The sequence below is a fragment of the Streptomyces sp. NBC_01092 genome, from assembly GCF_045039535.1.
Taxonomy (GTDB): Bacteria; Actinomycetota; Actinomycetes; order Streptomycetales; family Streptomycetaceae; genus Streptomyces.
In genome coordinates, this window is record NZ_CP108659.1 from 1,519,647 (window position 1) to 1,545,333 (window position 25,687).

A 25,687-nucleotide genomic window follows, 5' to 3' on the forward strand; every position below is an offset into this window, starting at 1 on the left:
TCCCCGGGTCCGTCGCGGCCGGGGATCGCAGAAAGGACCCTCACCCATGACTGTGCGAGTAGGCGTCATCGGCGCCGGCTGGATCGGCAAGGAGCACATCCGGCGGCTGACCGACACCGTCACCGGCGCCCGCGTCACCGCGGTCACCGACATCGACGCCGCCCGTGCTGAGGACGCGGCGGCCCCGGTCGGCGCCCGGGTGCTGCCCGACGGCGCCGCCGTGATCGCGGCGGACGACGTCGACGCCGTCCTCGTGACGTCCTGGGGCCCGACCCACGCCGAGCACGTGCTGAACGCCGTCGCCGCCAGGAAGCCGGTGTTCTGCGAGAAGCCGCTCGCGACCACCGCCGAGGACTGTCTGCGGATCGTCGAGGCCGAGACGGCCCATGGCCGGCGTCTGGTGCAGGTCGGTTTCATGCGCCGGTACGACGCCGGGTACCGGCAGATGAAGCAGGTCATCGAGGCCGGCCGGATCGGCGAGCCGCTCATCGTGCACTGTGCCCATCGCAATCCGAACGTGCCGGAGTCGTACACCTCCGCGATGGCCGCCCTGGACACGGCGGTGCACGAGGTCGACGTGCTGCGCTGGCTGCTGGACGACGAGATCGTCTCCACCCAGGTGATCACCCCGCGCGCCACGAGCAAGCGGTTCGCGCACCTGAAGGACCCGCAGATCATGCTCTTCGAGACCGCCAAGGGCGTCCGCATCGACCTGGAGGTCTTCGTCAACTGCCGGTACGGCTACGACATCCAGTGCGAGGCCGTCGGCGAGGAGGGCCTCGTCCGCCTCCCCGACCCGGCCGCGGTCGGGGTGCGCACCGCCGCTCAGCACAGCACCGAGGTGCTCACGGACTGGGTGGGCCGCTTCCGGGAGGCCTTCGACACCGAGTTCCGCGAGTGGATCGCCGGCGTCGCCGCCGGCGACGCGCCCACCGGGCCCTCGGCGTGGGACGGCTATGCCGCCACCGTCATCACCGCGGCGACGGTCGAGGCCCTGGAGTCGGGCCGCGTCGTCGCCACCGACCTCAAGCCCCGCCCCGCCTTCTACGGAGGTGCCGCGTGAAGATCGCCCTCGACCCTTACATGTTCCGTGCGCTGCCCATCGACGCGATGGTGCGCACGGTCGCCGAACTCGGCTACGAGTACATCGAGTTGTCGCCCCGCGCCGACTTCATGCCGTTCTTCCTGCACCCTCGGGCCGACGACGAGCGGATCGCCGAGCTGAGGAACTCCCTGCGCACGCACGGCGTCCGGCTGTCCTCCGTGCTGCCGCTGTACAAGTGGTCCTCGCCGGACGAGACGGAGCGGCAGGCGGCCGTCCGCTACTGGAAGCGGATGATCGAGATCACCTCCGAACTCGGCTGTCAGCTGATGAACAGCGAGTTCAACGGGCGCCCGGAGCGCGCCGCCGAGAGCGAGGCCGCCTTCTGGCGCTCGCTGGAGGAACTGCTCCCGGTGTTCGAGCGCGAGGGCATCGCGCTCAACCTGGAGGCCCATCCGGACGACTTCTGCGAGGAGAACACCCCCGCGGTCGACCTGGTCCGCGCGATCAACAAGCCGTGGGTGAACTACCTCTACTGCGCCCCGCACTCCTTCCACCTCTCGGGCGCCGACCCGAAGGCGGACATCGCGGCGATGATGCGCCACGCCGGTGACAAGCTCCAGCACGTGCACATCGCGGACTCCTTCAACCACAAGGGTTCGTCCGGCCTGCGCTACATCCTCAACCCGCCCGGCACCCCGGCCCGTATCCACCAGCACCTGGACATCGGGCAGGGCGAGGTCGACTGGGACGCCTTCTTCGGCACTCTGCGCGAGCTGAACTTCGACGGCGTCGCCACGGCCTGTGTCTTCGCCTGGGAGGAGCGGGCGAAGGAGTCCTCGGCGTTCATGCTGGACCGTATGCGCAAGGAGCTTGCGCGATAAAGGAGTTCAGGCCGGCTTCAGCGAGAGCGGCAGCGCACCGAGGCCGCTGAGGAAGTTGGAGTAGACGGGCTTCGCAGGGCCCGTCTGCTCCATCTCCGCGACGAGGTCGCGCAGCCCGGCGAGTACCGCCGCGATCTCCGCGCGGGCCAGGTAGGCGCCGAGGCAGAAGTGGGGGCCGTAGGCGAAGGTGACGTGCTTGTTGGGGGTGCGATGCAGCCGCAGTTCGGCCGGGGCCTCGAAGACTCGCTCGTCGCGGTTGGCGGAGGCGTTCCAGACCGTCACGATCTCCCCCTCCTTGACCGGCCGGCCACCGACCTCGGTGTCGGTCGTCGCGGTGCGCCCCGAGTGCAGGGCGGGGGTGGTCCAGCGCAGGATCTCCTCGACGGCCGTGTCGATGGCGGCGTCACCGCGCTTCAGGGCCTGCCACTGGTCGGGGTGCTCCAGCAGGGCGAGTGCGGCACCGACCATGGACAGGCGGGCCGTCTCGTCGCCGCCGAGGATCAGGCTGTAGCAGTTGAGCATGATCTCGTCGTCGTCCAGGGGCAGCCCGTTCACCTCAGCTCCGGCCAGCAGCGCGATGACGTCCGAGTGGCCGCTGTCGCGCCGGTCGCGGGCGAGGCCCGCGAAGTAGAGCAGGATCTCGTTCCTGGCGATCCACGCGTCGGCCGCCGTGCTGTCGGCGTCGTGCGAACCCAGCGCCGAGGACGTCAGGCTCAGCACATAGGCCCGGTCACGGTCGGGCACACCCAGCAGGTCACAGATGGCGCCCAGAGGTATCCCGGCCGCCACGTCGGCGGCGAAGTCGCACGTGCCCCTCTCCAGGGCGTCGCCCAGCAGCCGTGTCACCGTGCGCCGCACGCTCTGCACGATCGGCGCCAGCGCCCGCGGCGAGAACGCCGACATCAGCACGCGGCGCAGCCCCGCGTGCTTCTCCCCGTCGGTGATGGCGAGCATGCGCCCGGTCGCGGTGTCGCCGCCGGCGAGCAGGGTCTCCAGGACGTTGCCGCCCTCGGAGGTGAAGCGGGCGCTGTCGCGGTAGACGGAGGTGACGTCGGCGTGCCGGGTCACCACCCAGAAGCCCGGGGTCGTGCCGGTCGCCGCATTCCAGTGGACCGGCGCATGCTCCCTCAAGTGGCGCCACACGGCCGACAGGTCGCTCTCGGCGTGCATCCGGGGATCGGCCAGGTTCAGCGTGTCGAGCTCTTCCGGCGCGATCGTCCGCCGCGTGGTCATCGCGTGTCCTCCCGTGCTGCGCTGTCCGCCCGGTCCCTGCGCCCATGGCCCGGAGCGGGCTCGCGGGCGCAGGCCGACCGGTGCTCATCAACGTAGTCCAGGCAGGGCCTGTCCCTCACGGCGTCGTGTCTGTGCCAGCCACAGGGCGACCTCCTCCGCGATCGGCTGTCCGGTCTCCAGCTCGACGAAGCCGAACTGGCCGCCCTGGTTGCACTCCAGGAACCACCAGATGCCGTCCATGTCCTCGGCGAAGTCGAAGGCGGCGTACGCCAGTCCGGCCAGACTGACGTACTCGTGCACCGACTTGCCGATGCGTTCGGGGACCGGGACCGGCTGCCAGGCGTGCCCGGTTTCGCCGTACCGCCCGTCGACCTGGCCGGGTTCGGCCGTCTTGCGGGCGGCGAACATCCGGGGGCCGACGGAGGTCAGCCGGATGTCGGCGCGCTTCGGTACGTACCGCTGGAGCAGCGCGGGCCCGGCCGCGACGGCGGTGAAGTCCGCGTCGGGGCCGATCAGGGTGGTGGGCAGCGCCAGCGCGGGGTCTCCGGGCGGCGGCCCCGAGGCGGACTTCACCACGACGTCCCGGTACGCCTCGGTGAACTCCCGGGCCAGCCGGGGTGCCGTGGTGAAAACCGTCGGCGGCACGGCGAAGCCACTGAGGTGGGCGACCCTCAACTGCCAGGGCTTCAGCCGGGCCTGGTCGGCGTTGCGCGGGTGGTTCATCCACCGTGCGGCGGCGGAGTGGAGCATCCCGTACAGCGCCTGCCGGGTCTCGGCCGTCAGCCACGGCGAGGGGTCGGCCGCGTGTGCGGCCGGCTCGCCGGGTCTGCGCACCCAGATGGAGCGCAGGCCGCTCATGCTGAGCACATGTCCGTTGACCGACAGATGGCCGTCGAAGTCGCCGTGGGCGTAGTCGGCGGACAGCACCGCCTTGCCCGGCAGATCGGCGGGGTCCAGCCGCATCACGGGCGTCCCCGTGGAATGCAGCCTGGCCACCACCATGTCCGCGGTCACGTCCTCCTCGGACGTCAGGATCAGAACCGTCATGCGCGGCGCGTTCGTCAGTCGTCGAAGTGGGTCGCGGACCCGGCGGTGGACGTCGTCGTGCCGGCCGCGAGCAGCAGGTCCGGATCACTGACGGCGGGGCGGCCGTCGGCCAGCATGTTCAGCTGCCGGGCCGGGTCGAAGTGATACGGCGTCAGCGCCTGCGAAATCCCTTTGGGATGGGCGTACTTGAGGGTGAATGGTTGCACTTTAAACCTCCTGTGAAGCGTGTGCGAATTACCGTCACTTACGCGCGGCTTGCGTAAGGAATTCATCACTTTCCGCCACATCGGCGTGAACGTCGTCACACCCTTCACAGGGAACGCATAGGCCTGAAAGCTCATCCCATCGACGTGTCCGATCGCAGTTCCCGCAGCAACCGCGGTGCTGCTTCGGCGAGTTGATCCAGCTGACGGTTGATCAGCGGGATGAACTCGTCGAGCGAGTGGGCGAGGGACTCAGGGATCTCCAGCAGGTAGCGGAAGCCGTTGTCGGCCTCCGGATCGTCGACGCCGATGTCCGACTCGACGGAGAACGCCTCCGGAGACATCCCGACCACCAGGCTGCACAACATCTCACGGCCGTCTTTGAGATCGAGAGTCACAGCCAGGACCTGGGACCCCGGCATGGCGCCGTACCTGGCGAACTCTCCCCAGCCGATGTCCGGTTGGTGTTCCAGGTACAGGCTGTACGCCAGTTTCCTGAGCCGCTCCGCGGCACTCCACTGGGCGATGGGCAGGCGCTGGGCATCGCGGTCGGCTGTGTCCACGGGCCGATCATAGGACCGGCCCCTGCGGCACGCCCTGGTCGAGCGTCCCGCGGCCGGACCCGGTCACCCCCTCGACCGGCCGGCCGCGTCACACCCGTCAGCGGAACGCGCGCTTGTCCGCGTGCAGCGGGGCCGAGAGCCGGATGGTGATGAACTCGTTGTCGTCGGCCTTGCCGGCCGTACGGCCCGAGGAGAACGGGAAGTTGTTGTCGTTCAGGACCGCGAGGGTGCGGTCGTCGACGAGGTTCACGTCCTCGATCGTCTGGAACGGGAAGCGGAACGTCTCCCCGAAGCCGCCGAGCCCCTTGGGGTTGGCGATGTCCAGCAGGTCGGCGACCAGGGTCTTGTCCATCAGGCCGTCGCCGTCGCGGTCCCGGGTGTCGGCGAGGTAGATGCGCTTGAACTTGGCCGTGTCGCCCTGTCCGCCGTCGCGCTCGATGACCAGGAACCGGTGCCGGTCGACGGCGATGGCGTCGCCGATGGCGTTCGCCGTCGACTCCAGGCGGTAGACGAACCGCGTCCCGGTGTACGTGCCCTTGCGCACATCGAACTCGCTGAACCGCAGATCACCGGGGGTGTCGCCGTTCACCGTGCCTTCGAGGAGCGGGTAGAGGTGACGGCCGTCCACGGAACGGACCAGGCCCTCGAAGCCCTTGCTGCTCGCTATTGTCGGCTGAGCGCCGTTCAGGTACGGGTTCTCCGGGGCCTGCACGCCGTCGAGCGCGATCGGGGCCTGCAGCAGGCGGCCCTTGGCGGAGAAGTGCAGCAGCCAGGGGCCGAACTCGTCGCCGATCCAGTACGTTCCGTCGGGCATCCGCTGGATCGACTCGACGTCGAAGTCGGCGCCGGTGAGCACCCGGTCGGCCCGCGTCAGCGCGAACGGCACGTGGTGGTAGGGGTCGCTCAGGTTGAACCCGCCGAGCACCGCGACCTTCCCGGTGCGCGTGTCCGGCTTGATGCGGTGGACGCGGAGCAGGAAGTCGGCGCTGTTGGCCTTGTTGCCGTAGCCGTTGTCGGACAGCACGTCGAAGGTGCCGTCACGCCGGTTCACGACACCGCTGAAGCCCTGCACCGGCTGGTGCGCGAAGGGCGCCGCGATCCCGTTGAAGGGGCCTGCGCCGATGGCGGCGCCGGACGGCTCGCTGCCCGGCACGAATGTCTCGGCCGGCAGCGACGCGAAGCCGGTCAGCGTGGCCCGGCCGAAGGTGTGTCCGCCGGGGTGGGCCACCGCGGGGGCCGCGAGGCCGGCGGTCAGCACCGCGGCACTGACCATGATCGAAATTCTTCTCATGGCGCGCACAGTAAGAGCACCGAGTGACGGATGCGCCAACGACAGACGTCCAGCCCGAATCTCAGGGCGTCGGCATCCCGCCGCCCTGGAGCCGCTCCAGGTCCGAGGGGCGAACCTGGATGACGAGCAGGGCGATCACCGCGGCGATGCCCGTGAAGATCGCGGCCACGATGAAGGCGGAGGAGACTCCCGAGGTGAGGATCTCGTCGGCGTACTGCGACGGAAGCTGACCGGTGCGTTCGAAGCGCAGCCGTTCCACCGGGGTCGCCTGGGACAGGAAGGCGGGGATCTGTTTGTCGGCCTCGTTGCTGCTGGCCGTACCGAACGTGGTGACCAGGATGGACAGCCCGAGGGAACCGCCGACCTGCTGGGTGGCGTTGAGCAGCCCCGAGGCGGCGCCGGTCTCGCGGTTGGTCACGTTGGACAGCGCCATCAGGGTCAGGGACACGAACTCCATGCCCATACCCAGACTGAAGACGAGCATCGGGCCCAGGATGCTGCCCAGGTAGGTGGAGTGGACATCGGTGAGGGTCAGCCAGGACAGGCCCGCGGCGGCCAGGATCGCGCCCGTCACCATGAACGGCTTGGGCCCGTACTTGGGCAGGAGCTGCGAGGCGATCCCCGCGCCCACCGCGATGACCGCGCTCACCGGCAGGAAGGCCAGGCCGGCCTGCAGCGGGCTGAAGTTGAGCACGTCCTGCACGAAGAGCGTGAGGAAGAAGAACATGCCGAAGATCGCGGCGGCCAGGCTGAGCATCATGCCGTACGTGCCCGCCCGGTTGCGGTCCGCGAACATGTGCAGCGGTGTGATCGGCTGCTTGGAGCGCTGCTCGACCAGGACGAACAACAGCAGGAAGACGACGGCCGCGCCGAACGCGGCCAGCGTGAACGGGTCTCGCCACCCGTCCTGCGCCGCCCGGATGAACCCGTACACCAGCAGCACCATGCCGATGGTGGAGGTCAGCGCGCCCGCTATGTCGAAGTGCCCGGGGTGGCGCTCGGACTCCCGGATCCAGCGCGGGGTGGCGAGCACGATCAGCAGCCCGATGGGCACGTTGACGAACAGCACCCAGCGCCAGTTCAACCACTCGACCAGGATGCCGCCCATCAGCAGCCCGATCGCGCCGCCGCCAGCGGAGACCGCGGCGAAGACACCGAACGCCCGGTTGCGTTCGGGCCCTTCGCGGAAGGTCGTGCTGATCAGCGCGAGGGAGGTCGGGGACGCGATGGCGCCACCGACGCCTTGCAGGGCGCGGGCGGCGAGGAGTTGCCAGGAGTTCTGGGAGAGTCCGCCGAGCAACGAGGCGAGGACGAAGAGCAGCACACCGAAGATGAACACCCGCCGTCTGCCGAGGATGTCGCCCATCCTGCCGCCGAGCAGCAGCAGTCCGCCGAAGGTAAGCGTGTAGGCGTTGACCACCCAGGACAGGCTCGTCGTGGAGAAGTCGAGCGAGCTCTGGATGTCCGGCAGGGCGATGTTCACGATGGTGATGTCGAGCACCACCATCAGCTGGCAGGAGGCGATGACGAACAGCGCCATACCGCTGCCGCGGCCGTTGCCGTGCTCCGTCTTCTGCGGGGTGGCCTGCGCTTCGGGTGTCTGCTCGGGATTGCTCATGGCATCGCGCCGTGGCGGTGGTTAGGTGGCTGGTTCCCGCCACCATTCGACGGTACGCCGGTGCCGTACCGGCCTCCAGTCGATCACGGAGCCGGGCCCGGTCCCTGGGCATGCCCAGGTCAGCGACCGCCGCGGAGCAGGTCCGTGAGATAGCGCCACAGCGACGAGCGCTGCCGGGCGGACTGGTCCAGCAGCACCGGCTCGACGCTCTCCGGCTCCGGCCTCGGGACCGCCGGCGGCGGGAACGCCCCCGCCCGCTCCGGCACCGGGGCGAGTTCGTACCGCACGGGCAGTGAGCGCAGGCCACGCATGAACGGCGAGGAGCGCCACGGGAGTTGGTCGGCGGGAAGGGCGAGCTCCAGATGGGAGAACCGCTCGAAGAGCCGGCCCACGCCGACCGCCGCGACGGTGGACGCGAGCTCGCGGGCCGGGCACTGGCGGGGGCCCGCGCCCCAGGACAGATGTGCCCGGGTGCTGATCGTGCTGCCGGCCGCGACATGGTCGGCGAAGAGGGGGTCGGCGTGCGCGGCGGCGGAGGACACCCACACCGGGTCGCCCGCCCGGATCGTGTAGCTGCCGAGCGGGGTGTCCCTGGCGGCGAAGCGCGGGACGAAGTTCACCAGGGGCGGCTTGCGCAGGACGACCCGGTTCATGGTCTCGCGGATCATCCCGGCGGACAGGCTGGCGCGGACGCCGCCGCCGTCACCCTCGCCGGAGATGACCTCGACGACGGTGTTGGACATGAGGATGCCGACGTGGTCGGAGGTCATGCCGAGCAGCATGAACAGCTCACGGGCCAGCTCGTCGAGCGAGAGGCCGGGATGCGCGGCCAGCAGGTGGGAGGGGAAGTCGTCGCCGGGCTTCTCCAGCTTCACGGCCGCCAGTTCGGCGAGTGTCGCCAGCAGCCGGTCGAGGGCGGGCTCGGCGTCCGGTCCCGCGTCCAGGACCCGCCACATGTCCATCAGGGCGTCGTCACCCTGCGATCCCGGGAAGCCGAGGAGGTGGCTCGCCACCATCAGGGGCAGCGGCCGGGAGAACTGTGCGGACAGGTCCGCGACGCCGGTGCCGCCGCCTTGTCCGACCAGGGTGATCAGTTCGTCGGCGTAGGCGGTGACGGCCGCCTTCAGCCGCTTGGCCTGCGGGTTGCCGGGGTCCTGGAACGGCTTGAGCGCCGCGTCCCAGGCCGTGCGCAGCGAGCCGTATCCGGGGCCGCCCTGGATCAGGACGTGGTTGACCTCCAGGGACGGCCCGAGCGGCCAGTCGGCGGGCACCTCGCCGTCGGTGCGGGCCCGCCAGTTCTCCAGCCCCTTCGGCCAGCCCTCGTCGTCCTGGAGCACCCGGAGGGCCTCCCGGTAGCCGAGGACCAGCCACGCGGGAACGCCCAGCAGGTCGACCGGGGCGACGGGTCCGTGCTGCTGCCTGAGCCGCTCGTAGACGAGCGAGGGGCGGGTCTCGTAGTCGCGGGTCAGCAGCGGTTCGGGCGTCAACTCCTCCAGGCGGCTGCCGTCGACGTCCACGGATTCGCCTTCGCCCACCTGGGACTCCATCGTCCTGCCGCCCTCCGACACGCCCCGCACCGGCGCACTACCGGTCAGTAGCCGAACAACCCCTGGGGACACTACCCCAGGCGCTGCTCACGGGTGCGCGAAGGGGGCGACGGACGTCAGCCGGCGGCCGGCGGGATGTTCTGGTTGGCGTGGAAGAAGTTGTCCGGGTCGTAGGTGTGCTTGGTCGCGGCCAGCCGGTCGTAGTGGCCGCGGTAGGTGGCCCGGACGCGGTCCGTGCCCTCTCCTTCGCCGATGAAGTTGATGTAGGAGCCGCCCATGGAGTGCGGGTGCAGATCGCTCCAGTAGTCGACGCACCACTGCCGGATCAGCTCGGCGTTGGCGGGGTCCGGGTCGACCCCGGCGATCACTCCGGACCACTTGGCGTCCCGGTACGCCCAGGCGGTGTCGTCGGCGCCGACCCGGTGGGCCTCGGCGTCCACGGGATACAGGTGCATCAGGGACAGTTCGGTGGGGAGGTTCTCGCCGTACTTGTGGTGTACGTCGATCGAGGCGTCGGAGATCTCGTCGAAGAAGTCGCCGCGCCAGTACCACTGGTAGCCCTTCGGGATCAGCTCGTCGAACATGCCCTGCAGGGCGGGGTAGGGCATGGGCGTGGTGAAGTGGAAGGTGGGGGGCGCCGGTTCGTTCACCGGGGTCAGCGCCTGCTCCAGGCCGTCGCCCGCCAGGTCGCCGGTGTAGCACCAGACGACGCCGCACATCTTCTGCCCGTGGATCGGCTCGGGGAACGGCGGTCCGGGCGGGATGGTGAGCAGGGTGAAGAAGCCGTTGAGGTCCTGCGGCGCGGCGGGCAGGAACTCCCGGTACCAGCGCAGCACTTCCGGGGTGCGGTCGACCGGCCACACCGTCACCGCGACGCCGACCGTGCCCACCGGGTGCAGCCGGAAGGTGAAGGAGGTGACGACGCCGAAGTTCCCGCCGCCGCCCCGCAGCGCCCAGAACAGGTCGGGGTGCTCGTCCTCGGAGGCGATGACGAACGTTCCGTCGGCCAGGACGACGTCGGCGGACACCAGGCTGTCGATGGTCAGCCCGTACTTGCGGGTCAGATGACCATGGCCGCCGCCGAGGGTGAGCCCGCCCACGCCGGTCATCGAGATGATGCCGGCCGGCACGCCCAGACCGAAGGTGTCGGCCGCGTGGTCCAGGTCGCCCAGCTGCGCTCCGCCGGCCACCTGCGCGGTCATCGTGCCCGGGTCCACGCGCACCCCGCGCATGGTCGACAGGTCGAGGACGAGCGCGTCGTCGACCATGCACAGCCCGGGTCCGCTGTGGCCGCCGCCGCGCACCGCGAGCGTGGCTCCGGTGTCCCTGGCGACGGAGATCACGCTGCGCACGTCCGCGACGTCCACGCACTGCGCGATGGCCGCCGGGCGCCGGTCGATCCCGGCGTTGTAGATCGCGCGGGCCTCGTCGTAGCCCGGGTCGCGCGGGGTGATGACGGGTCCCCGCAGCCCCTCGCGCAGGCCTTCCAGTGCTGTTCCGTTGATGCCGCCCATGGCCGGCTCCCTCTGTATGAGGACGGCGAGCCGCGCACGGATGAGGGCGCCTGACGTCCGGGCGGGCTGCGGGGGCGTGGTGCGCGGATCCGTTCGCACCTCGTGTCGATGTAGCAACGTGTCGATGTCGGCAGGACACAGCGGCCCCGCCGTCTCCCAGTCTTCACCCCTTGCTGGGCGCCCGCACGTCGGATGCGCGGTCCCCGCACGGCGTCAGACCAACTCCCCGGCGGACTTCGCCCCCTGCTCGCGCAGCCAGGTGACCAGGGTGTCGTGGCCCTCGCGGTGGGCGGCGTCCAGTGCGGTCAGCCGGTCGTAGCCGATCCAGTTGATGTCACCGCCGCGTCGCAGTAGGTAATCAGCCGTCCGCTGCTGCCCGCCGTGGCAGGCGCACCACAGCGCCGCGGAGACGTCCTCGGCGGCAGGGTGGCCGGACTCGGAGGTGAAGAAGGCGGCGACCCGGTCGGCTTCGCCGAGGGCGGCGACCTGCCACAGGGTCATGCGTGCGCCCCGCTCCACCAGGCGCCGGGCGCACTTCCACTGCCCGAAGGCCACCGCGTCCGCCAGTGGCGTGCCGTCGCCGATGACGCCGCCGTCGGCATCGATGTCCGCGCCCAGGTCGAGCAGGGCGTCCAGCACGGGCACGTCGTCGCAGCTGGCCGCCCAGTGCAGCGCGCTCTCGCGGTGCGCGCCGGTGAACCGGGCGTTCACGTCCGCGCCCGCGGCGACCAGCGCGGTCACCGTCCGGGGACCGTCGGGCAGGTGCCCCGGCCAGTCGGTGACGATGTGCAGCAGAGGCCGCGCGGTCTTCATAGTGCCCACCCGCGCCGTGGCCAGCCCCGGATGCGCGGTGAGCAGGTCCTGCAACGCCGTCACGTCGCCGGTCCTGATCGCCTCCACCGCGGCACGGGCCAGTGGAGCGGTCGTGTCGATCAGCATCGCGCCACCTCCCGGATCCCCTCCCCACCTGGATAACACGCCCCACTGACAACGCCGACGCCGCCGCCCCTGTCCCACCTGCCCCGCAACCCTGTCTGTTACGCTCCCCGGGCCTTCCCCGGGGGAAGTCCGGTGAGAATCCGGCGCTGACCCGCAACGGTGTGTGCGACGGACCCCCGTGGTCCGGCGCGCGAGCCCGATCGCCCGTGGTTGGTGCGACCCGTTGACTGCTCGCCGCGGACTGCGAGAGGGGACCGCGCGACCGGCACGGTCGTACGGGCTGTCTCCTGCTCCACGTTCACAGGCGGCCCCCAGGCGAAGGACCGCCCGCCCGTGCACCGAAGTCCGACACGGACACCGATATCCCGTACGTCACGCCTCCCCGTGCTGCCACTCGTCCTGGGGCTGACCCTGCTGCTGCTCGTGTCGCTGGTGTGCGGCGTGGGGCTCGGGGCGGCCGGGATCGGATGGGCGGATGTCCTGCGGCTGCTCGGGGCCGGGCTGACCGGCGGGAGCATCGACGCCCAGGACGTTGCCGCGTACACGATCGTCTGGGAGATCCGGCTGCCGCGCGTCGTGCTCGGCGCGGTCGTCGGGGCCGGGCTCGCGGCGGTCGGGGTGGCGGTGCAGGCGATGGTGCGCAACGCGCTCGCCGATCCTTTCGTGCTGGGCATCTCCTCGGGCGCCGCGGTGGGCGCCAACGCCGTGATCCTGCTGGGCGTGTTCGGGGGGCTGGGGGTCTGGGCGCTGTCGCTGTCCGCCTTCGGTTCGGCGCTCGCGGCCACGGCGCTGGTGTATGCCGTGGCCCGGTCGCCGCACGGGCTCACCCCACTGCGGCTGATCCTGACCGGGACGGCTTTGGCGTACGGCTTCGAGGCCGTCACCACCGTCATGGTGTTCGGCGCGGCCCGCGGTGAGGCGGCCCGGTCGGCGATGATGTGGCTGCTGGGCAGTCTGGGCGGCGCGACCTGGGCGCAGGTGCCGCTGGCCGCGGTGACCGTGGCGGCCGGGTGGGCCTGGCTGCGGCTGCGGGCCGAGACGCTCAACGCGCTCGCCATGGGGGACGAGACGTCCGCGGCGCTGGGCGTCCAACCGGCGCGGCTGCGCAGGGAGTTGTTCCTGGTCACCGCCGCCGTGACCGGAACGGTGGTGGCGGTCAGCGGGGCCATCGGGTTCGTCGGGCTGATGGTGCCGCATGTCGTACGGATGCTGGTGGGCGCCGATCACCGCCGGGTGCTGGCCGTGGCACCGCTCGCCGGGGCGGTACTGCTGGTGTGGGCGGACCTACTGTCCCGGCTCCTCCTCGCGCCCGCCGAACTGCCCGTCGGCGTGATCACGGCCGTCGTCGGGGTGCCCGCGTTCGTGCTGCTGATGCGGCGCGGCGGCTATGCGTTCGGAGGCCGGTGAGCATGCGGCTCGACATCGAGGGAGTCACGGTCGAGGCGGCCGGCGCGCGGCTGGTCGACGACATCCGACTCGCCGTGGACAGCGGGGCGTTCGTCGGGCTCGTCGGCCCCAACGGCAGCGGCAAGTCCACGCTGCTGCGCTGTGCGTACCGGGCGCTGCGGCCGGCCGGGGGCGTGGTGCGGCTCGACGGAGACGACGTGCACGCGATGGCGCCCAGGGCGGCGGCCCGGGTGCTGGCCGCGCTGCCGCAGGAGTCATCGGCCGAGTTCGACTTCACCGTCGCCGAGGTCGTGGCCATGGGACGGCTGCCGCACACGGGCCGTACGGCCGCCTCCGACCGGGAGATCTGCGCCGCCGCCATGGAGCGCACCGGCGCAGCCCATCTCGCCGAGCGGGGCTTCCTCGCCCTGTCCGGCGGCGAGAAGCAGCGCGTGCTCATCGCGCGGGCGCTGGCCCAGCAGCCGAGGGTGCTCGTCCTGGACGAGCCCACCAACCACCTCGACATCGCCCACCAGTTGGACGTGCTGTCCCTGGTGCGCTCCAGCGGACTGACCGTGCTGGCCGCCCTGCACGACCTCAACCTGGCCGCCGCGCACTGCGACGTCCTGTACGTCGTCGCCGGCGGCCGGATCGTCGCCTCGGGCCCGCCGCACGACGTCCTCCAGCCCACGCTGCTCGCCGACGTGTTCGGGGTCCGCGCCCATCCGGTACGGCATCCGGAGACCGGCGCGGTCCAGCTCCTGTTCGACCTCCTCCCCCAAGGACCCACATGCGCAAGCTCATAGCCACCGCCCTCTGCCTCGCCGCGACCGTCACCGCGACCGGCTGTGGAGCCACGGTGGAGAAGGCGGCGGAGGCCAAGTCCTCCGCGGTCACCCTCACCAACTGCGGCCGCAAGGTCACCTTCGACAAGGTCCCCGAACGCGTGGTCACCAACGACGTCGGCATCACCGAGCTGATGTTCGCGCTCGGTCTGGAGGACCGCATGGCCGGGTTCGCGATGCCCGACGACAAGGGCGATCTGGCGGGTGTGCCGTGGAAGGACGGCTACGAGAAGGTGAAGTGGCTGTCGAAGGACCAGCTCACCAGGGAGAACGTCCTCGACGCCCGCGCCGACCTGGTCTTCGCCGGCTGGAACTACGGCTTCCGTGAGGAGGGCGGCTTCACGCCCGAGGCGCTGAAGAAGCTCGGCATCCCCTCGTACGTCCTCACCGAGTCCTGCCGCAACGGCCGTACGGAGAACGCGCGCGGCATCATGCCGCCCCTTCAGGCCCTGTACACCGACCTCACCAACCTCGGGAAGCTGTTCGGCGTCGAGCAGCGGGCGGCCGCGCTGATCGCCGACTTCAGGAAGCGGATCGCCGAGGTGCACGACCGGGCCCCCAAGGGTGCGGACCGGCCGAAGGTGTTCCTGTACGACAGCGGGCAGGACCAGCCCTTCACGTCCGGCCGCTACGCCGCCCCCGAGCAGATCATCACCGAGGCCGGCGGGACCAACGTCATGCACGACGTCGAGGACTCCTGGACCACCGTGGGCTGGGAGAGCGTCGTGGAGCGGGACCCGGACGTCATCGTGATCTGCGACTACGGCGATGTGAGCGCCGAGCAGAAGCGGAAGTTTCTGCTCTCCTACGGGCCGCTGCGCAACGTCTCCGCCGTCAAGCACAAGCGGATCTTCGTCCTGGACTACGTCGACCTGGTCGAGAGCCCCCGCAACCCGTCGGCCGTCGAGCGGCTCGGCGCGTATCTGCGGGAGGTGGCCTCCGAGCGGTGATCGTCGGTGCCTGGGCGTTCGAAGTGGCTCGGTCTGCCGTCCCGGTGGACCAGGCGGCCCAGTCGCTGCGCGCCGGCGCGGGGCATGAGCGTCCAGGTGCCGTCGGGCTCGCGCAGGGCGGCGGAGTGCCAGGGGGTGGTCCAGGCGTCGGGGGCGTCGAGGAGCCGGATGCCGAACTTGGGGGCACCGGCCGGCTGGGGGTGTATCGACAGGCGTACGGCGCGTGGATGGTGCTCGGCGATCAGCTCGCCCCAGGCCCGGCTGCGCTGGATGACGCCGTACGCCCGGCTGCGGCACTCGCGTTGGAGGGCGGAGCGGGTGCCGCTGAAGCCGGCCGTGTCCTCGACGAGGAAGCGGGTGATGCCCCGGTACAGCGCGAGGGTGGGGGCGTCGGTGCGGACCTCGGTGCGCAGGGCGTCCAGGGTGGGGGCGTAGCGGTCGTGGACGTGGGCGCGCTTGGTGTCGTGGGGGAGGTCGCCGAGGACGTCGCGCAGGTCGAAGACGGACAGGTGGCTCAGGTCCGACTCCCTGATGAGCGCGCGCAGTTCGTCGGCGTAGGCGTCGATGTGGTGGTCGGGGACGCGGATCAGATCGCCGAAGACATGGCCGTCGGAGCAGACGACGACGCGGGCGCCGGGCGGGTGGATCCTCTCGATCTGCGTGCACAGTGTGTCGAGGAAGGCGAGGGAGAGGCGTTCTCCCATGTCGGGCAGGTGGCCCAGGGTCTTGGCCGGGTTGGGGGACTTGCAGGGGAAGCCGGGCAGGGTGAGGACGACGGGGGCGTCCTCACGGACGAAGTCGGCGATCCGGCGGAGCTGACACGGGAAGGCCTCGGCCGGGGCGCGGTCCTGGTCGGTGGTGCGGTGGTGCGGCAGGAGCAGGTTCAGGATCCGGGTGGCGGTCGTCTCGGGGAGGGTGTCCGGTGCGGTGGTCAGCAGCATGTCGCTCCTCCAGGGAGGCGTGCGGGCAGGGCGGCATGGCGCCTCGGCCGGGGGCCGGGCGCTGCCGGTGAAGTGGGTGGGTCAGGTGGCTGCCTTCGGTCACAGCCGTCGGTCGTAGCCGACGGGCAGGTGGTTCGTGCCGCGGCCCAGGACGGCCGGGATCCATGCGATGTCCTCGTCCCTGATGGCGAGGTGCAGTCCGGGGAGCCGCGTCAGCAGGGTGCCGAGGGCGATGCGGAGTTCGGCGCGGGCGAGGGCGGCGCCGGGGCAGAAGTGGATGCCGTGGCCGAAGGCGAGGTGGGGGTTGGGGCTGCGGTCGAGATCTAGGGCGTCCGGGTCGGGGAAGCGGCGTGGGTCGCGGTTCGCGGCGCACAGGGAGACGATCACGGAGTCCCCGGCCGGGATCTCGGTGCCGTGCAGGTCGCTGTCCTGGTCGAAGAAGCGCCAGGTGGTGAGCTCGAAGGCGCTGTCGTGGCGCAGGAGTTCCTCGACCGCGCGAGGCATGAGGCCCGGGTCGTCGCGCAGCCGGGCGAGCTGCTCGGGGTGGCGCAGCAGGGCGATCAGGGCCGTGGTGATCTGGTTCGTGACCGGTTCCTGGCCCGCGACCAGCAGCTGGAAGATCATCGAGTCCAGCTCTTCCTGGGAGAGTTCGCCCCGGTCGCGGGCCTCGACCAGACGGCCGAGCAGATCGCCGTCCCCGTGCTCGCGCTTGTGGGCGACCACCTCGGCGATATAGCTCTGCAGGCCGTGCAGTCGGGCTTCGTAGGCGGGCCGCCCCGGGTCCGTGGGCCCGACCGGCTGGACGACCTTGCCCCAGTCGCGGTCGAAGCGTGCCGCCAACTGCTGCGGCAGTCCGATGACTTCGGCGAGGACCTGGAAGGGGAAGCGGGCGGCGAATCCGGCGACGAGGTCGGCGGGACCGGTGTCCGGAAGGGCGTCGACGAGGGCGTCGGCCAGCTCCTGGAAGCGGGGCGTCAGTCTCTCGACGCGGCGCGGCGTGAAGGCGTCCGTGACGAAGCGCCGCATGTGCGTGTGCTTCGGCGGGTCCTGGTGGAGGAGATGGACCTGGAGGCGGGAGTGCTGGGGCTCGGGCATGATCGAGGCGCGGGCCCGCCAGCGGTCGTTGCCCCGGTCGTGGTTCTTGCCGAGCCGGTCGTCGTTCAGCGCTTCGTGGGCGGCGTCGTATCCGGTGACGAGCCACGCCTGTACCCCGCTGGGGAAGAGGACCTGGTGGACCGGCCCGGCCTCGCGCATCCGCTCGTACAGCGGATAGGGGTCGGCCTTGTACGGGCAGCCCATCAGCGGCACCGGGTCGGTGAGTGGCTGCTGCTCCTGGGTGGTCATGGGTGGTGGCGCTCCTCAGAGGGCGAGTTCGGGCTGGTGGTGGTCCAGCCACAGGGCGAGGTCGACGACGCGTTCGAGGCGGAGGCGGTGGCCCCACTCCAGGCGCTCGGGCGGGGTGTCGAGGCAGGGCTTGATCCGGGTCTCGTCGGCCAGCCCCCGGACCCGCTCGTCGGACAGGGCGTCACGGGCGAGGTTCTGCAGGCCGCGGTTGTAGTCGGGGTGGTGGGTGGCCGGGTAGTGGTTCTTGGGTCGGTGCAGCACCGACTCGGGGGCCAGTCCCGCTCCCGCGGCGCGCAGCAAGCTCTTCTCCCGGCCGTCGAAGCTCTTCAGCGCCCAAGGCGCGTCGAAGGCGTACTGGACGAGCCGGTGGTCGCAGTACGGGACGCGGACCTCCAGTCCCTGCGCCATGCTCAACCGGTCCTTGCGGTGCAGGAGTTGGCGCAGCCAGCGGGTCAGGGACAGGTGCTGCATCTCGCGTTGCCGGTGCTCGACCGGACTCTCGCCGTCGAGGTGGGGCACGGCGGCCAGGGCGGTGCGGTAGGTGTCGTCGCGGAACTCGGCGATGCGCAGGTCGAGTTCGGGGTTGAGCGGCATGGCGGCCTCGTCGCCGGTGACGAGCAGCCAGGGGAAGGTCGAGGCCGCGAGTGCCTTGGGGTGGTGGAACCAGGGGTAGCCGCCGAAGACCTCGTCGGCGGCTTCGCCGGACAGGGCGACGGTGGAGTGCTTCCGTATCTCCCCGAACAGGAGGTAGAGAGAGGTATCCATGTCGCCGACGCCGATCGGCGAGTCGCGGGCCACGACGACGGCCTTGCGGTGTTCGAGGTCGAGCAGGGCGCGCGGGTCCAGTACGACCGTGCTGTGGTCGGTGCCGATGTACGCGCCCGCCTCGATGGCGTACGGGGTGTCGTGGCCGGTGCGCAGGACGTCACCCGTGAACTGCTCGGCCTGGTCGCTGTAGTCGACGGCGTAGGAGCGGATCCGGGCGTCCGGGCCCTCACGCAGCCGGAGTTCGTCGGCGAGCAGGGCGGTCAGGACGGTGGAGTCGATGCCGCCGGACAGAAGACTGCACAGGGGGACGTCGGCTTCGAGCCGGCCGCGGGCGGCGTCGCTCACCAGATCGTGGACGCGTGCGACGGTCGCGTCCCGGTCATCGGTGTGCGCGCCGGCCTCCAGTTGCCAGTAGCGGCGTTCGCGGATGCCGTCCCGGTCCAGGACGAGCAGGCCGCCCGGCTCCACCTCCCGTACGCCGGACCATACGGTCGGCCCGGTGTTGAACAGCAGGCTGTACGCCTCCCGGAGTCCGTCCGCGTCGACCCGGGGCCGTATCCCGGGGTGCCGGAAGAGCGCCTTGGGCTCGGAGGCGAAGGCGAGCCCGCCGTCGACGGCCGCCCAGTACAGCGGCTTGACGCCGAGCCGGTCGCGGACGAGGAGCAGCCGCTGGGCGCGCTCGTCCCAGACGGCGAACGCGAACATGCCGTCCAGGTGGTCGGCGACCGCCTCGCCCCACTCGGCGTAGGCGCGCAGCACGACCTCGGTGTCGCTGCGGGTGCGGAAGGCGTGCCCGCGGCCTCGGAGTTCGGCTCGCAGTGCGTGGTGGTTGTAGACCTCGCCGCTGTAACTCAGCACGGCCGTCGGCTCGTTCGGCCGGTCGGTCATCGGCTGGGCGCCGCCTTCGAGGTCGATGACGGACAGGCGGCGGTGGCCGATCGCGGCGTGCTCGCCCAGCCACACGCCCCCGGCGTCGGGGCCGCGCGGGGAGAGCTCGGCGGTCATGGCCTCGATGACCGGGGCCTGGGTGCGGGCGTCGCGGTGGAAGGACGCCCAGCCGGTGATTCCACACATGGGAACTCCTGGATCAGGTCGAGACGGGGTCGTTGGTCGGCTCGGGCACGGCGGCGGCCGGCCGGCCGGACAGCGCGAGCAGGGGTACGGCCAGGCAGGCGGCCAGTGCGGCGAGCGTCAGCCCGGCCCGCGCGCCGTCGCCGGAACCGGCCAGGGCCCAGGCAGCGGTGGCCAGGGCGGGGCCGATGGTGAAGCCGAGGCTGCGGGCGACCTGCACCGTGGAGCCGACGGTGGCGGTCCGCTCCGGCGGGGCGGCGCCCATGACGAGGGCCTGTGTCGGGCCGCCGCTCAGGCCCATGCCGAGGCCGGCCAGCGCCAGCCGCCAGGCCACGTCGGGCGGCGACCAGTCGTCGCCGAGCGGGATCAGCAGGAGGAGGCCGGCGGCGGTGAGGGCGGCGCCGGTGACCGCGACGGGCCGGAAGCCGTACCGGTCCGCGAGTCGGCCTCCGAGCGGTCCGGCCAGCCCCATGCCGAGCGGGAAGGCGAGCACGGTCAGCCCGGTCGCGGTGGCGCTGACTCCCTCGTCCCGCTGGAGGTGCAGGGCGACCACGTAGTGCATCGCGGCGAACCCGGCGGCCAGCGCGAGGACCGCGCCATGCGCCCGGAACAGCCCCGCCGCCCGCAGGACTCCGGTCACCGGACGTCCGCCGGGCCCGCGCAGCCAGCACCACAGCGGCAGCGGCGCGGCGAGCGCGAGCAGCACCCACGGCGGTCGCCCGGATCCCAGCGTGAGGGCGAGCAGCAGCATGGCCAGTCCCCCGCCCACGAACAGCGTGTCAGCCAGGAACCGCCGATCCGGTGCGCGCCACGCTCCGTCCTCGGGCATCGCCTTCCAGGCCAGGGCGAGGGCCAGCAGACAGAACGGGATCTTGACCAGGAAGACCCAGCGCCAGCCCAGGTGGTCGAGCAGCAGCCCGCCCACCGCCGGGCCGGTCATCGCGCCGAGCGGGCCGAGCGTCGCGGGCACGCTCATCGCCCGGCCGCGGGCGGCGGGCCGTACGGCGCGGATCACCAGCACCGGCATCAGCACGAACAGCACCGCCGCGCACATGCCCTGTCCGGTCCGGGCCACGATCAGCCAGGCCGCCCAGGGGGCCAGTGCGGCAAGAGCACCGAACAGCGCGAAGCCGGCGGTCGCCGCCAGCAGCGCGGGCCGGGTGCCCATGCCGTCCAGCCACCGGCCGACCGGCAACAGCAGGGCGACGACCGGGAGTTGGTAGGCCAGTGCCGCCCACTGTGCCGTCGTGGCCGAGACGTGCAGGCCGGCGGAGATGTCGGCCAGCGCCACGTTGACGATGTTCATGTCGAGCATGGCCACGAACGACAGCGCGCCCGCCACGGCCACGAGAACCCAGCGGTCCTTCACCCTCGCGCCCCTCCCCCTCACGATCGACTGCCGTCAACAGCCTCGTTCCAGAGGTCGGGAGCGCCCGGGGCCGAGTTCCCGAGCGTGGCCGGAAATATGATGAATTGCGGAGTCAGGCCGTGGCGATGCCGTCCAGCTTGCCGGACTTGGCCTCCGTGACCAGCGACGAGAACTGGTCCGCGCTCATCTGCACCCGTTGCCCGAAGTCGTCCGTGAGGACCACCCGGCGCTCGGCCGGGGCGCCGGGGTCGACGAAGAGTTGCGGGCAGCCGCAGTCGCAGTCGCCGCAGAAGGTGGCCACCGGGTCCAGGCCGGCAATGCCTTCGATGTCGCTCATAGTTCATAACCCTTCGCGATCGTGGGCGCTCACCGATGTGACCGCCCGGGACCAGCCCCCGAGACAGCGCTCGGGGCCGACTTGGGGACGCCCGTGCCGTCCGGCCCGTCCGCCGGGGCCCGATGATCGAAGGCGATCAGCGGGTCGCCGGTCAGCGGATGGTCCACGACGGTCGCCCGTACGCCGAACACCTCGGCCAGCAGTGCCGGTCGCAGCACCTCGCGGGGCGAACCGGAGGCGACCACCTGGCCGTCGTGCAGGACGTGCAGCCGGTCGCAGACGGAGGCGGCGGCGTTGAGGTCGTGCAGCGACACCAGGGTCGTCCGGCGTCCCGCCCGGAGCAGGGCGAGCAGTTCGACCTGGTGGCGGATGTCGAGGTGGTTGGTGGGCTCGTCCAGGACCAGGACGTCCGGCTGCTGGGCGAAGGCGCGGGCCAGCAGGACGCGTTGGCGCTCCCCGCCGGACAGGTTCGTGAACCGGCGCCCGGTGTGCCGCTCCATGCCGACGTCCGCGAGGGCGCGGGCGACGACGTCCCGGTCGGTGCCGTCCTCCCCGGCGAAGGCCCGCTTGTAGGGCGTACGGCCCATGGCGACGACCTCGCGGACGGTCAGCTCGAAGTCGTCGCCCCGCTCCTGCGGAAGCGCCGCGACATGGCGGGCCGCCTCGACGGGGCTCAGTCGGCGCAGGTCGGTGCCGGACAGCAGGACCCGGCCGGCGGCCGGCTTCAGATGCCGGTAGACGGTGCGCAGGAGTGTGGACTTGCCGCTGCCGTTCGGCCCGACGAGGCCGGTGATCTCGCCCTCCGCCGCGATGAGTCGGGCGCCGGAGACGACCGTGCGGCCGCCGTACGCGACGTGCAGGTCCTCGATGTCGATCCTCAAGTTGCGCTCCCCGAGTTCCTCAACTGCCGCTCCCCAGGCGCCGGTCCAGCAGATAGAGCATGGCCGGTGCACCGATCAGCGAGGTGACGACGCCGACCGGCAGTTCCTGCGTGTCCATGGCCGTACGGCAGACGATGTCGACCACGACCAGGAGCAGCGCCCCGAACAGTGCCGAGACGGGCAGCAGGCGGCGGTGGTCCCCGCCGACGACCAGGCGGCAGACGTGCGGCACCATCAGCGCGACGAACGCGATCGCGCCCGAGACGGCCACCAGGACACCGGTGAGCACGCTGGTCACCGTGAACAGTTCGCGTCGCAGCCGGGTGACGTCGATGCCGAGCCCGGCCGCGGTCTCGTCGCCCATCAGGAGGGCGTTCAGGCCCCGGGCACGCGCCTGGAGGCACAGCCACCCGGCCGGTACCGCGACCGCCGGGACGGCCAGCAGATCCCAGTTCGCGCCGCTGAGGCTGCCCATGAGCCAGAACAGCACGCTATGGGTCTGCTGCTCGTCGCCGGCCTGGAGCACGAGATAGCTGGTGAACCCGGAGAGGAACTGTCCGATCGCCACCCCGGCCAGCACCAGCCGCAGCGGCGCGAACCCACCGCCCCTGCGGGCCACGGCCCACACGAGCGCGAAGGTGGCCAGGGCTCCGGCGAAGGCCGCCCCGGACAGCCCGAGCCCCAGCGCGCCACCGGCCCCGACCCCGAGCACGATCGCGGCGACCGCGCCGAGGGAGGCACCGTTGGAGATGCCCAGGAGGTACGGGTCGGCCAGCGGGTTGCGCACCAGCGCCTGCACCGCCGTACCGACGAGACCGAGCCCGGCGCCGACGAGGGCCGCCAACAGGGCGCGCGGGACGCGGAGTTGCCAGACGATCAGGTCGTTCGTGCCGGGACGCGCCACCTCGCCGGACAGCCGGCGCCACACCACGCTCCACACCTCTGCGGGCGGGACGGACGTCGAGCCCCAGGCCACGGCGGCCGTCAGCGCGGCCAGGAGCACGACGCCCAGTACCGACGCCAGCAACCCGACGCGCGCCGTGCGTGCCTCCGCAACCGTCTCGCGCCGCGACAGCAAGGACGTCACGGTCAGCCGACCTTGCCCGGGTAGAGCGTCTTCGCGATCTCCTCGACGGTGTCGGCGTTCTCGACCCCGGCGATGGTGGTCCGCTCGGAGCCGATACGCAGGAAGTGGCCCTCCTTGACGGCGTTCAGGCCCTTGGTGGCGGAGTTCGACTCCAGCCACTTCTGCGCCTCGTCGAACGCCTTGTTGTTCGCGGCCTCACTGCCCCGGTTGCGTACGCCGAGCTGGATCCAGTCCGGGTTCTTCGCGATCACGTCCTCCCAGCCCACCTGCTTGTAGTCGCCGTCGCAGTCGGCGAACGCGTTGCGGGCCCCGGCGAGCGTGATGACCGCGTGGGCGAGCTGGCGGTTGCAGACGGCCATGGGCTGCTTGGTGCCGGCGTCGTAGTCGAAGAAGAAGTACGTGGGCCGCTCTCTCTCGGGCGCGGCGCCGACGGCCTTGCGGACGGCGTCCACCTTCTGCTTCATGCCGTCGACCAGTTCCTTCGCCTTCGCGCTCGTGCCCGTGACCGCGCCGAGGGAGGTGATGTCGTCCTCGACGGCGGACAGGTCGGTGACCGGGCTCTTGCTCATGGCGGCGCACGCCGTGGACTTCAGGAACGTGTGCTTGATGCCGGCCGCCTTGAACTCCTCCTCGGTCGGCGCGTCCCCCATCCCGCCGCCCATGTTCATCGAGGCGAAGGTGTCGATGTACAGGTCGGCGCCGGAGCCGAGGAGTTTCTCCTTGGGGATCACGGTGTCGCCGAGCACCTTCACCTGCTGTGCCTGCGCGTCGAGTTCGCCCGGGAGGGTGCCCTTGCCGGGCGGGAAGCCGGTGCCGACGACCCTGTCCCCGGCACCCAGCCGCAACAGCAGTTCCAGGCTGGAGGCGTTGCTGGTGACGATGTTCTTCGGGGCCGAGGTGAAGGTGGTCCCGGCGCCGGTGCAGTCGGTGACGGTGACCGGGTAGCCGGCGGAGTCCCCCTTGCCGGCGGCGGGGCTCGCGTTGTCGCTGTCGCTGTTCCCGCTGCCGCAGCCTGACGCCAGCAGGCCGCCGAGCACCGCGGCCGTCATGGCCCGCCCCACACGAGAACGCATCGAAAACTCCCCTGGATCCACTGGACGCACGGGCGGACATCCGCCGCCCGATCCAGTAGTCGGGGCGAACCCGGTGTCAGTTCCCGGCAGGGGGAACCGACACCGGGTTCCGGGTCAGGCCGCCACGACGGCCGGTTCGGCCATGGCATCGTCCGCGACCTCGGTCTCGGCCTCCGCCAGCTGCTCGACGAGGGCCGCGCGGGCGCGGGCCACGCGCGAGCGGACCGTCCCGACGGGGCAGTCGCTCATCTCGGCCGCCTCCGCGTACGGCAGGCCCACCATCTGGGTCAGGACGAACGCCTCGCGGCGCTCGTCGGGCAGCGCTTCCAGCAGGTCGAGCAGCGCAATGCCGTCGTCGAAGCCGGGCAGGCCGGTCGGCTGGGCGCGTTCCGCCATCAGCGTCCAGTCGTCGGTGTCGTACAGCCGCGGCCGGGCGGCCGCATAGCGGTGACTGTCGATCACCGCGCGCCGCGCGATGGACAGCAGCCAGGCCCGCGCCGAGGAGCGGCCCTCGAACCGGTGCAGGCTGCCGAGCGCCCGCAGGAACGTGTCCTGCGCGAGGTCGTCGGCGGCCTGCGGATCGGCGGACAGATGCGCCACGTAGCGCACGACGTCACGGTGCAGCGCGCGGACGAAACGGTCGGTCGCGTCCGGGTCACCGCCGCCGGCCGCCAGCGCCCACGCGGTCGTCGACTCGTCGCGGGAGGCGGTCGTGGAGCTGTTGTCCGCCTTCGTGTGCCTCACGCGGGTCGCGCGTGAGGAGGGCAGGGCAGGAGTGATCACCTGGTTCCTTCTCAGGTAGTCCGGACTCCGGCACGCAGGCGGGCGCCGACGGGATCGGCGCCGGCATGGCTGCGTGAGACGTACGGGCACGCCGTGCCGGGGAGTTCCGGGGAAGCAAGGGACACGGCCGTACGGCAGGTACGGCCGAGGCCCGAGGCACGGTCGGCGTCGACGACTCGACGGCTCGACGCCTTCACGGCTGTCGACGAGTCGGCGTCCGTGTCCGTACGCCTCGGGGAACCGGCTGTCTCAGATGACAGCGATCCCGGCCGGAGGCCCCCGAGAGGTGATCGTGTGGACGAGGGGAAGCAGCCGCGGCGCCCGGTCGGAGCGACCGCGCCGCGGGCTGAGCCGTGGACGGTGCGGCGGTGCGGGCAGGGCGAGCGACAGCCGCAGCGGGGCGGCCAGCCATCCGGCGACGGCCCGCAGGATGCGGAACGCGGCACGCTCACCGTGGCCCAGCCACAGGCCGCACAGCAGCGCGGCGAGGGTGTGGGCGGCGAACATGCCGAGCGAGGATGTGCCACCCATGTGGTGACCCATGTCCATGTGCTCCATACCCATGTGCCCCATGGACATGGAATCCACGGAACCCATGGAACTCACGGAACTCATGGCGTCCACGGACATGGGATCCATGGAGCCTGCGTGCGAGGCCAGGGAGCTCATGTCATGTGCGGTGGCAGTGGCGGTGGAGGACTGGGCGAACTCGAACGCTGTGTGCAGCCCACCCTGGGCGGCGACCACGACGGACACGACCAGGGGCAGTCCGCGCTCCCGGCCCGCCAGGCACCAGCCCGCGCCGCCCGTCAGGACGGCACCGGCCGCGAGCGTCCACCAGGGCACCGTCTGCCCCGACATGAGGACGTGGCCGAGGGCGGCGAGCAGCACACAGACGGACGCGAACATCGCGGCCCGTATCGTGCGCACACCCCACCCAGCAGTCATGACGGCCCTCATCCTCGCATCCT

General features: G+C 71.5%; 24 protein-coding genes and 1 riboswitch. Of the genes, 5 read left to right on the forward strand and 19 right to left on the reverse strand.

The window, feature by feature from the left end:
- The first annotated feature begins 46 nt into the window (after nt 1-46).
- The gene (locus tag OG254_RS06515) at nt 47-1,063 is read left to right on the forward strand and encodes a Gfo/Idh/MocA family oxidoreductase (RefSeq protein WP_405578208.1); all 1,017 of its coding nucleotides are present in this window, start codon (nt 47-49) and stop codon (nt 1,061-1,063) included.
- Nucleotides 1,060-1,926, forward strand: coding sequence for a sugar phosphate isomerase/epimerase family protein (locus OG254_RS06520; protein ID WP_405578209.1), 867 nt, complete (start codon nt 1,060-1,062; stop codon nt 1,924-1,926). Before OG254_RS06515 ends, OG254_RS06520 begins: the two co-directional genes overlap by 4 nt.
- 6 nt (nt 1,927-1,932) lie before the next feature.
- Here OG254_RS06520 and OG254_RS06525 read toward each other — a convergent pair whose 3' ends face one another.
- The 9 genes from OG254_RS06525 to OG254_RS06565 all read right to left on the reverse strand — a co-directional run bounded on the left by OG254_RS06525 (nt 1,933) and on the right by OG254_RS06565 (nt 11,881).
- Nucleotides 1,933-3,159 (reverse strand): cytochrome P450, encoded by a 1,227-nt coding sequence (locus OG254_RS06525; RefSeq protein WP_405578212.1) that lies wholly within the window; start codon nt 3,157-3,159, stop codon nt 1,933-1,935.
- Between the two features lie 87 nt (nt 3,160-3,246).
- Nucleotides 3,247-4,206 (reverse strand): MvdC/MvdD family ATP grasp protein, encoded by a 960-nt coding sequence (locus OG254_RS06530; RefSeq protein ID WP_405578215.1) that lies wholly within the window; start codon nt 4,204-4,206, stop codon nt 3,247-3,249.
- Nucleotides 4,207-4,220: 14 nt separating this feature from the next.
- Entirely contained in the window at nt 4,221-4,412 is a 192-nt protein-coding gene (gene tgmA / locus OG254_RS06535) for a putative ATP-grasp-modified RiPP (protein WP_351194301.1), read from the reverse strand.
- 131 nt (nt 4,413-4,543) lie between these two features.
- Complete coding sequence (locus tag OG254_RS06540; RefSeq protein WP_405578219.1) at nt 4,544-4,972, reverse strand: hypothetical protein; 429 nt, start codon at nt 4,970-4,972, stop codon at nt 4,544-4,546.
- A gap of 97 nt (nt 4,973-5,069) precedes the next feature.
- Nucleotides 5,070-6,263: an esterase-like activity of phytase family protein gene (locus OG254_RS06545; protein ID WP_351194298.1), complete on the reverse strand. Its 1,194-nt coding sequence runs from the start codon at nt 6,261-6,263 to the stop codon at nt 5,070-5,072.
- Between the two features lie 61 nt (nt 6,264-6,324).
- Nucleotides 6,325-7,803 carry an MFS transporter gene (locus tag OG254_RS06550; protein ID WP_405594870.1) on the reverse strand — a complete coding sequence of 493 codons (1,479 nt, stop codon included), beginning with the start codon at nt 7,801-7,803 and terminating at the stop codon, nt 6,325-6,327.
- A 197-nt stretch (nt 7,804-8,000) separates the two neighbouring features.
- Nucleotides 8,001-9,428 carry a cytochrome P450 gene (locus OG254_RS06555; protein WP_405578221.1) on the reverse strand — a complete coding sequence of 476 codons (1,428 nt, stop codon included), beginning with the start codon at nt 9,426-9,428 and terminating at the stop codon, nt 8,001-8,003.
- A 116-nt stretch (nt 9,429-9,544) separates the two neighbouring features.
- The gene (locus tag OG254_RS06560) at nt 9,545-10,942 is read right to left on the reverse strand and encodes an FAD-binding oxidoreductase (protein WP_405578224.1); all 1,398 of its coding nucleotides are present in this window, start codon (nt 10,940-10,942) and stop codon (nt 9,545-9,547) included.
- Between the two features lie 213 nt (nt 10,943-11,155).
- Nucleotides 11,156-11,881 (reverse strand): ankyrin repeat domain-containing protein, encoded by a 726-nt coding sequence (locus OG254_RS06565; protein WP_405578227.1) that lies wholly within the window; start codon nt 11,879-11,881, stop codon nt 11,156-11,158.
- A gap of 121 nt (nt 11,882-12,002) precedes the next feature.
- Nucleotides 12,003-12,087: riboswitch (cobalamin riboswitch) on the forward strand.
- Nucleotides 12,088-12,265: 178 nt separating this feature from the next.
- Between OG254_RS06565 and OG254_RS06570 the strand changes: the two genes are divergently transcribed.
- From OG254_RS06570 to OG254_RS06580, 3 genes are read left to right on the forward strand one after another with little or no spacing between them, the layout of a single operon-like run.
- Nucleotides 12,266-13,288 (forward strand): FecCD family ABC transporter permease, encoded by a 1,023-nt coding sequence (locus OG254_RS06570; RefSeq protein WP_405578229.1) that lies wholly within the window; start codon nt 12,266-12,268, stop codon nt 13,286-13,288.
- 2 nt (nt 13,289-13,290) lie between these two features.
- Nucleotides 13,291-14,073 (forward strand): ABC transporter ATP-binding protein, encoded by a 783-nt coding sequence (locus tag OG254_RS06575; RefSeq protein ID WP_405578231.1) that lies wholly within the window; start codon nt 13,291-13,293, stop codon nt 14,071-14,073.
- Nucleotides 14,058-15,062: an ABC transporter substrate-binding protein gene (locus OG254_RS06580; RefSeq protein WP_405578234.1), complete on the forward strand. Its 1,005-nt coding sequence runs from the start codon at nt 14,058-14,060 to the stop codon at nt 15,060-15,062. Before OG254_RS06575 ends, OG254_RS06580 begins: the two co-directional genes overlap by 16 nt.
- Here OG254_RS06580 and OG254_RS06585 read toward each other — a convergent pair.
- The 10 genes from OG254_RS06585 to OG254_RS06630 all read right to left on the reverse strand — a co-directional run bounded on the left by OG254_RS06585 (nt 14,975) and on the right by OG254_RS06630 (nt 25,664).
- Nucleotides 14,975-16,003, reverse strand: coding sequence for an L-tyrosine/L-tryptophan isonitrile synthase family protein (locus OG254_RS06585; protein ID WP_405578237.1), 1,029 nt, complete (start codon nt 16,001-16,003; stop codon nt 14,975-14,977). The genes OG254_RS06580 and OG254_RS06585 overlap by 88 nt on opposite strands.
- Before the next feature lie 99 nt (nt 16,004-16,102).
- Nucleotides 16,103-17,347 carry a cytochrome P450 gene (locus OG254_RS06590; protein WP_405578239.1) on the reverse strand — a complete coding sequence of 415 codons (1,245 nt, stop codon included), beginning with the start codon at nt 17,345-17,347 and terminating at the stop codon, nt 16,103-16,105.
- A 15-nt stretch (nt 17,348-17,362) separates the two neighbouring features.
- Nucleotides 17,363-19,189 (reverse strand): asparagine synthase (glutamine-hydrolyzing), encoded by a 1,827-nt coding sequence (gene asnB / locus OG254_RS06595; RefSeq protein WP_405578242.1) that lies wholly within the window; start codon nt 19,187-19,189, stop codon nt 17,363-17,365.
- Between the two features lie 13 nt (nt 19,190-19,202).
- The gene (locus tag OG254_RS06600; RefSeq protein WP_405578245.1) at nt 19,203-20,555 is read right to left on the reverse strand and encodes an MFS transporter; all 1,353 of its coding nucleotides are present in this window, start codon (nt 20,553-20,555) and stop codon (nt 19,203-19,205) included.
- A gap of 112 nt (nt 20,556-20,667) precedes the next feature.
- Nucleotides 20,668-20,892 (reverse strand): hypothetical protein, encoded by a 225-nt coding sequence (locus tag OG254_RS06605; RefSeq protein ID WP_351194286.1) that lies wholly within the window; start codon nt 20,890-20,892, stop codon nt 20,668-20,670.
- A 29-nt stretch (nt 20,893-20,921) separates the two neighbouring features.
- Nucleotides 20,922-21,773: an ABC transporter ATP-binding protein gene (locus OG254_RS06610; protein WP_405578249.1), complete on the reverse strand. Its 852-nt coding sequence runs from the start codon at nt 21,771-21,773 to the stop codon at nt 20,922-20,924.
- A gap of 19 nt (nt 21,774-21,792) precedes the next feature.
- Nucleotides 21,793-22,851, reverse strand: coding sequence for a FecCD family ABC transporter permease (locus OG254_RS06615; protein ID WP_405594872.1), 1,059 nt, complete (start codon nt 22,849-22,851; stop codon nt 21,793-21,795).
- A gap of 11 nt (nt 22,852-22,862) precedes the next feature.
- Nucleotides 22,863-23,933: an ABC transporter substrate-binding protein gene (locus OG254_RS06620; RefSeq protein ID WP_405578251.1), complete on the reverse strand. Its 1,071-nt coding sequence runs from the start codon at nt 23,931-23,933 to the stop codon at nt 22,863-22,865.
- A 114-nt stretch (nt 23,934-24,047) separates the two neighbouring features.
- Nucleotides 24,048-24,716, reverse strand: a complete 669-nt coding sequence (locus OG254_RS06625) for a sigma-70 family RNA polymerase sigma factor (RefSeq protein WP_405578254.1) — start codon at nt 24,714-24,716, stop codon at nt 24,048-24,050.
- A gap of 249 nt (nt 24,717-24,965) precedes the next feature.
- On the reverse strand, nt 24,966-25,664 hold the full coding sequence (locus OG254_RS06630) for a hypothetical protein (protein WP_405578256.1): 699 nt from the start codon (nt 25,662-25,664) through the stop codon (nt 24,966-24,968).
- Nucleotides 25,665-25,687 lie beyond the last annotated feature (23 nt).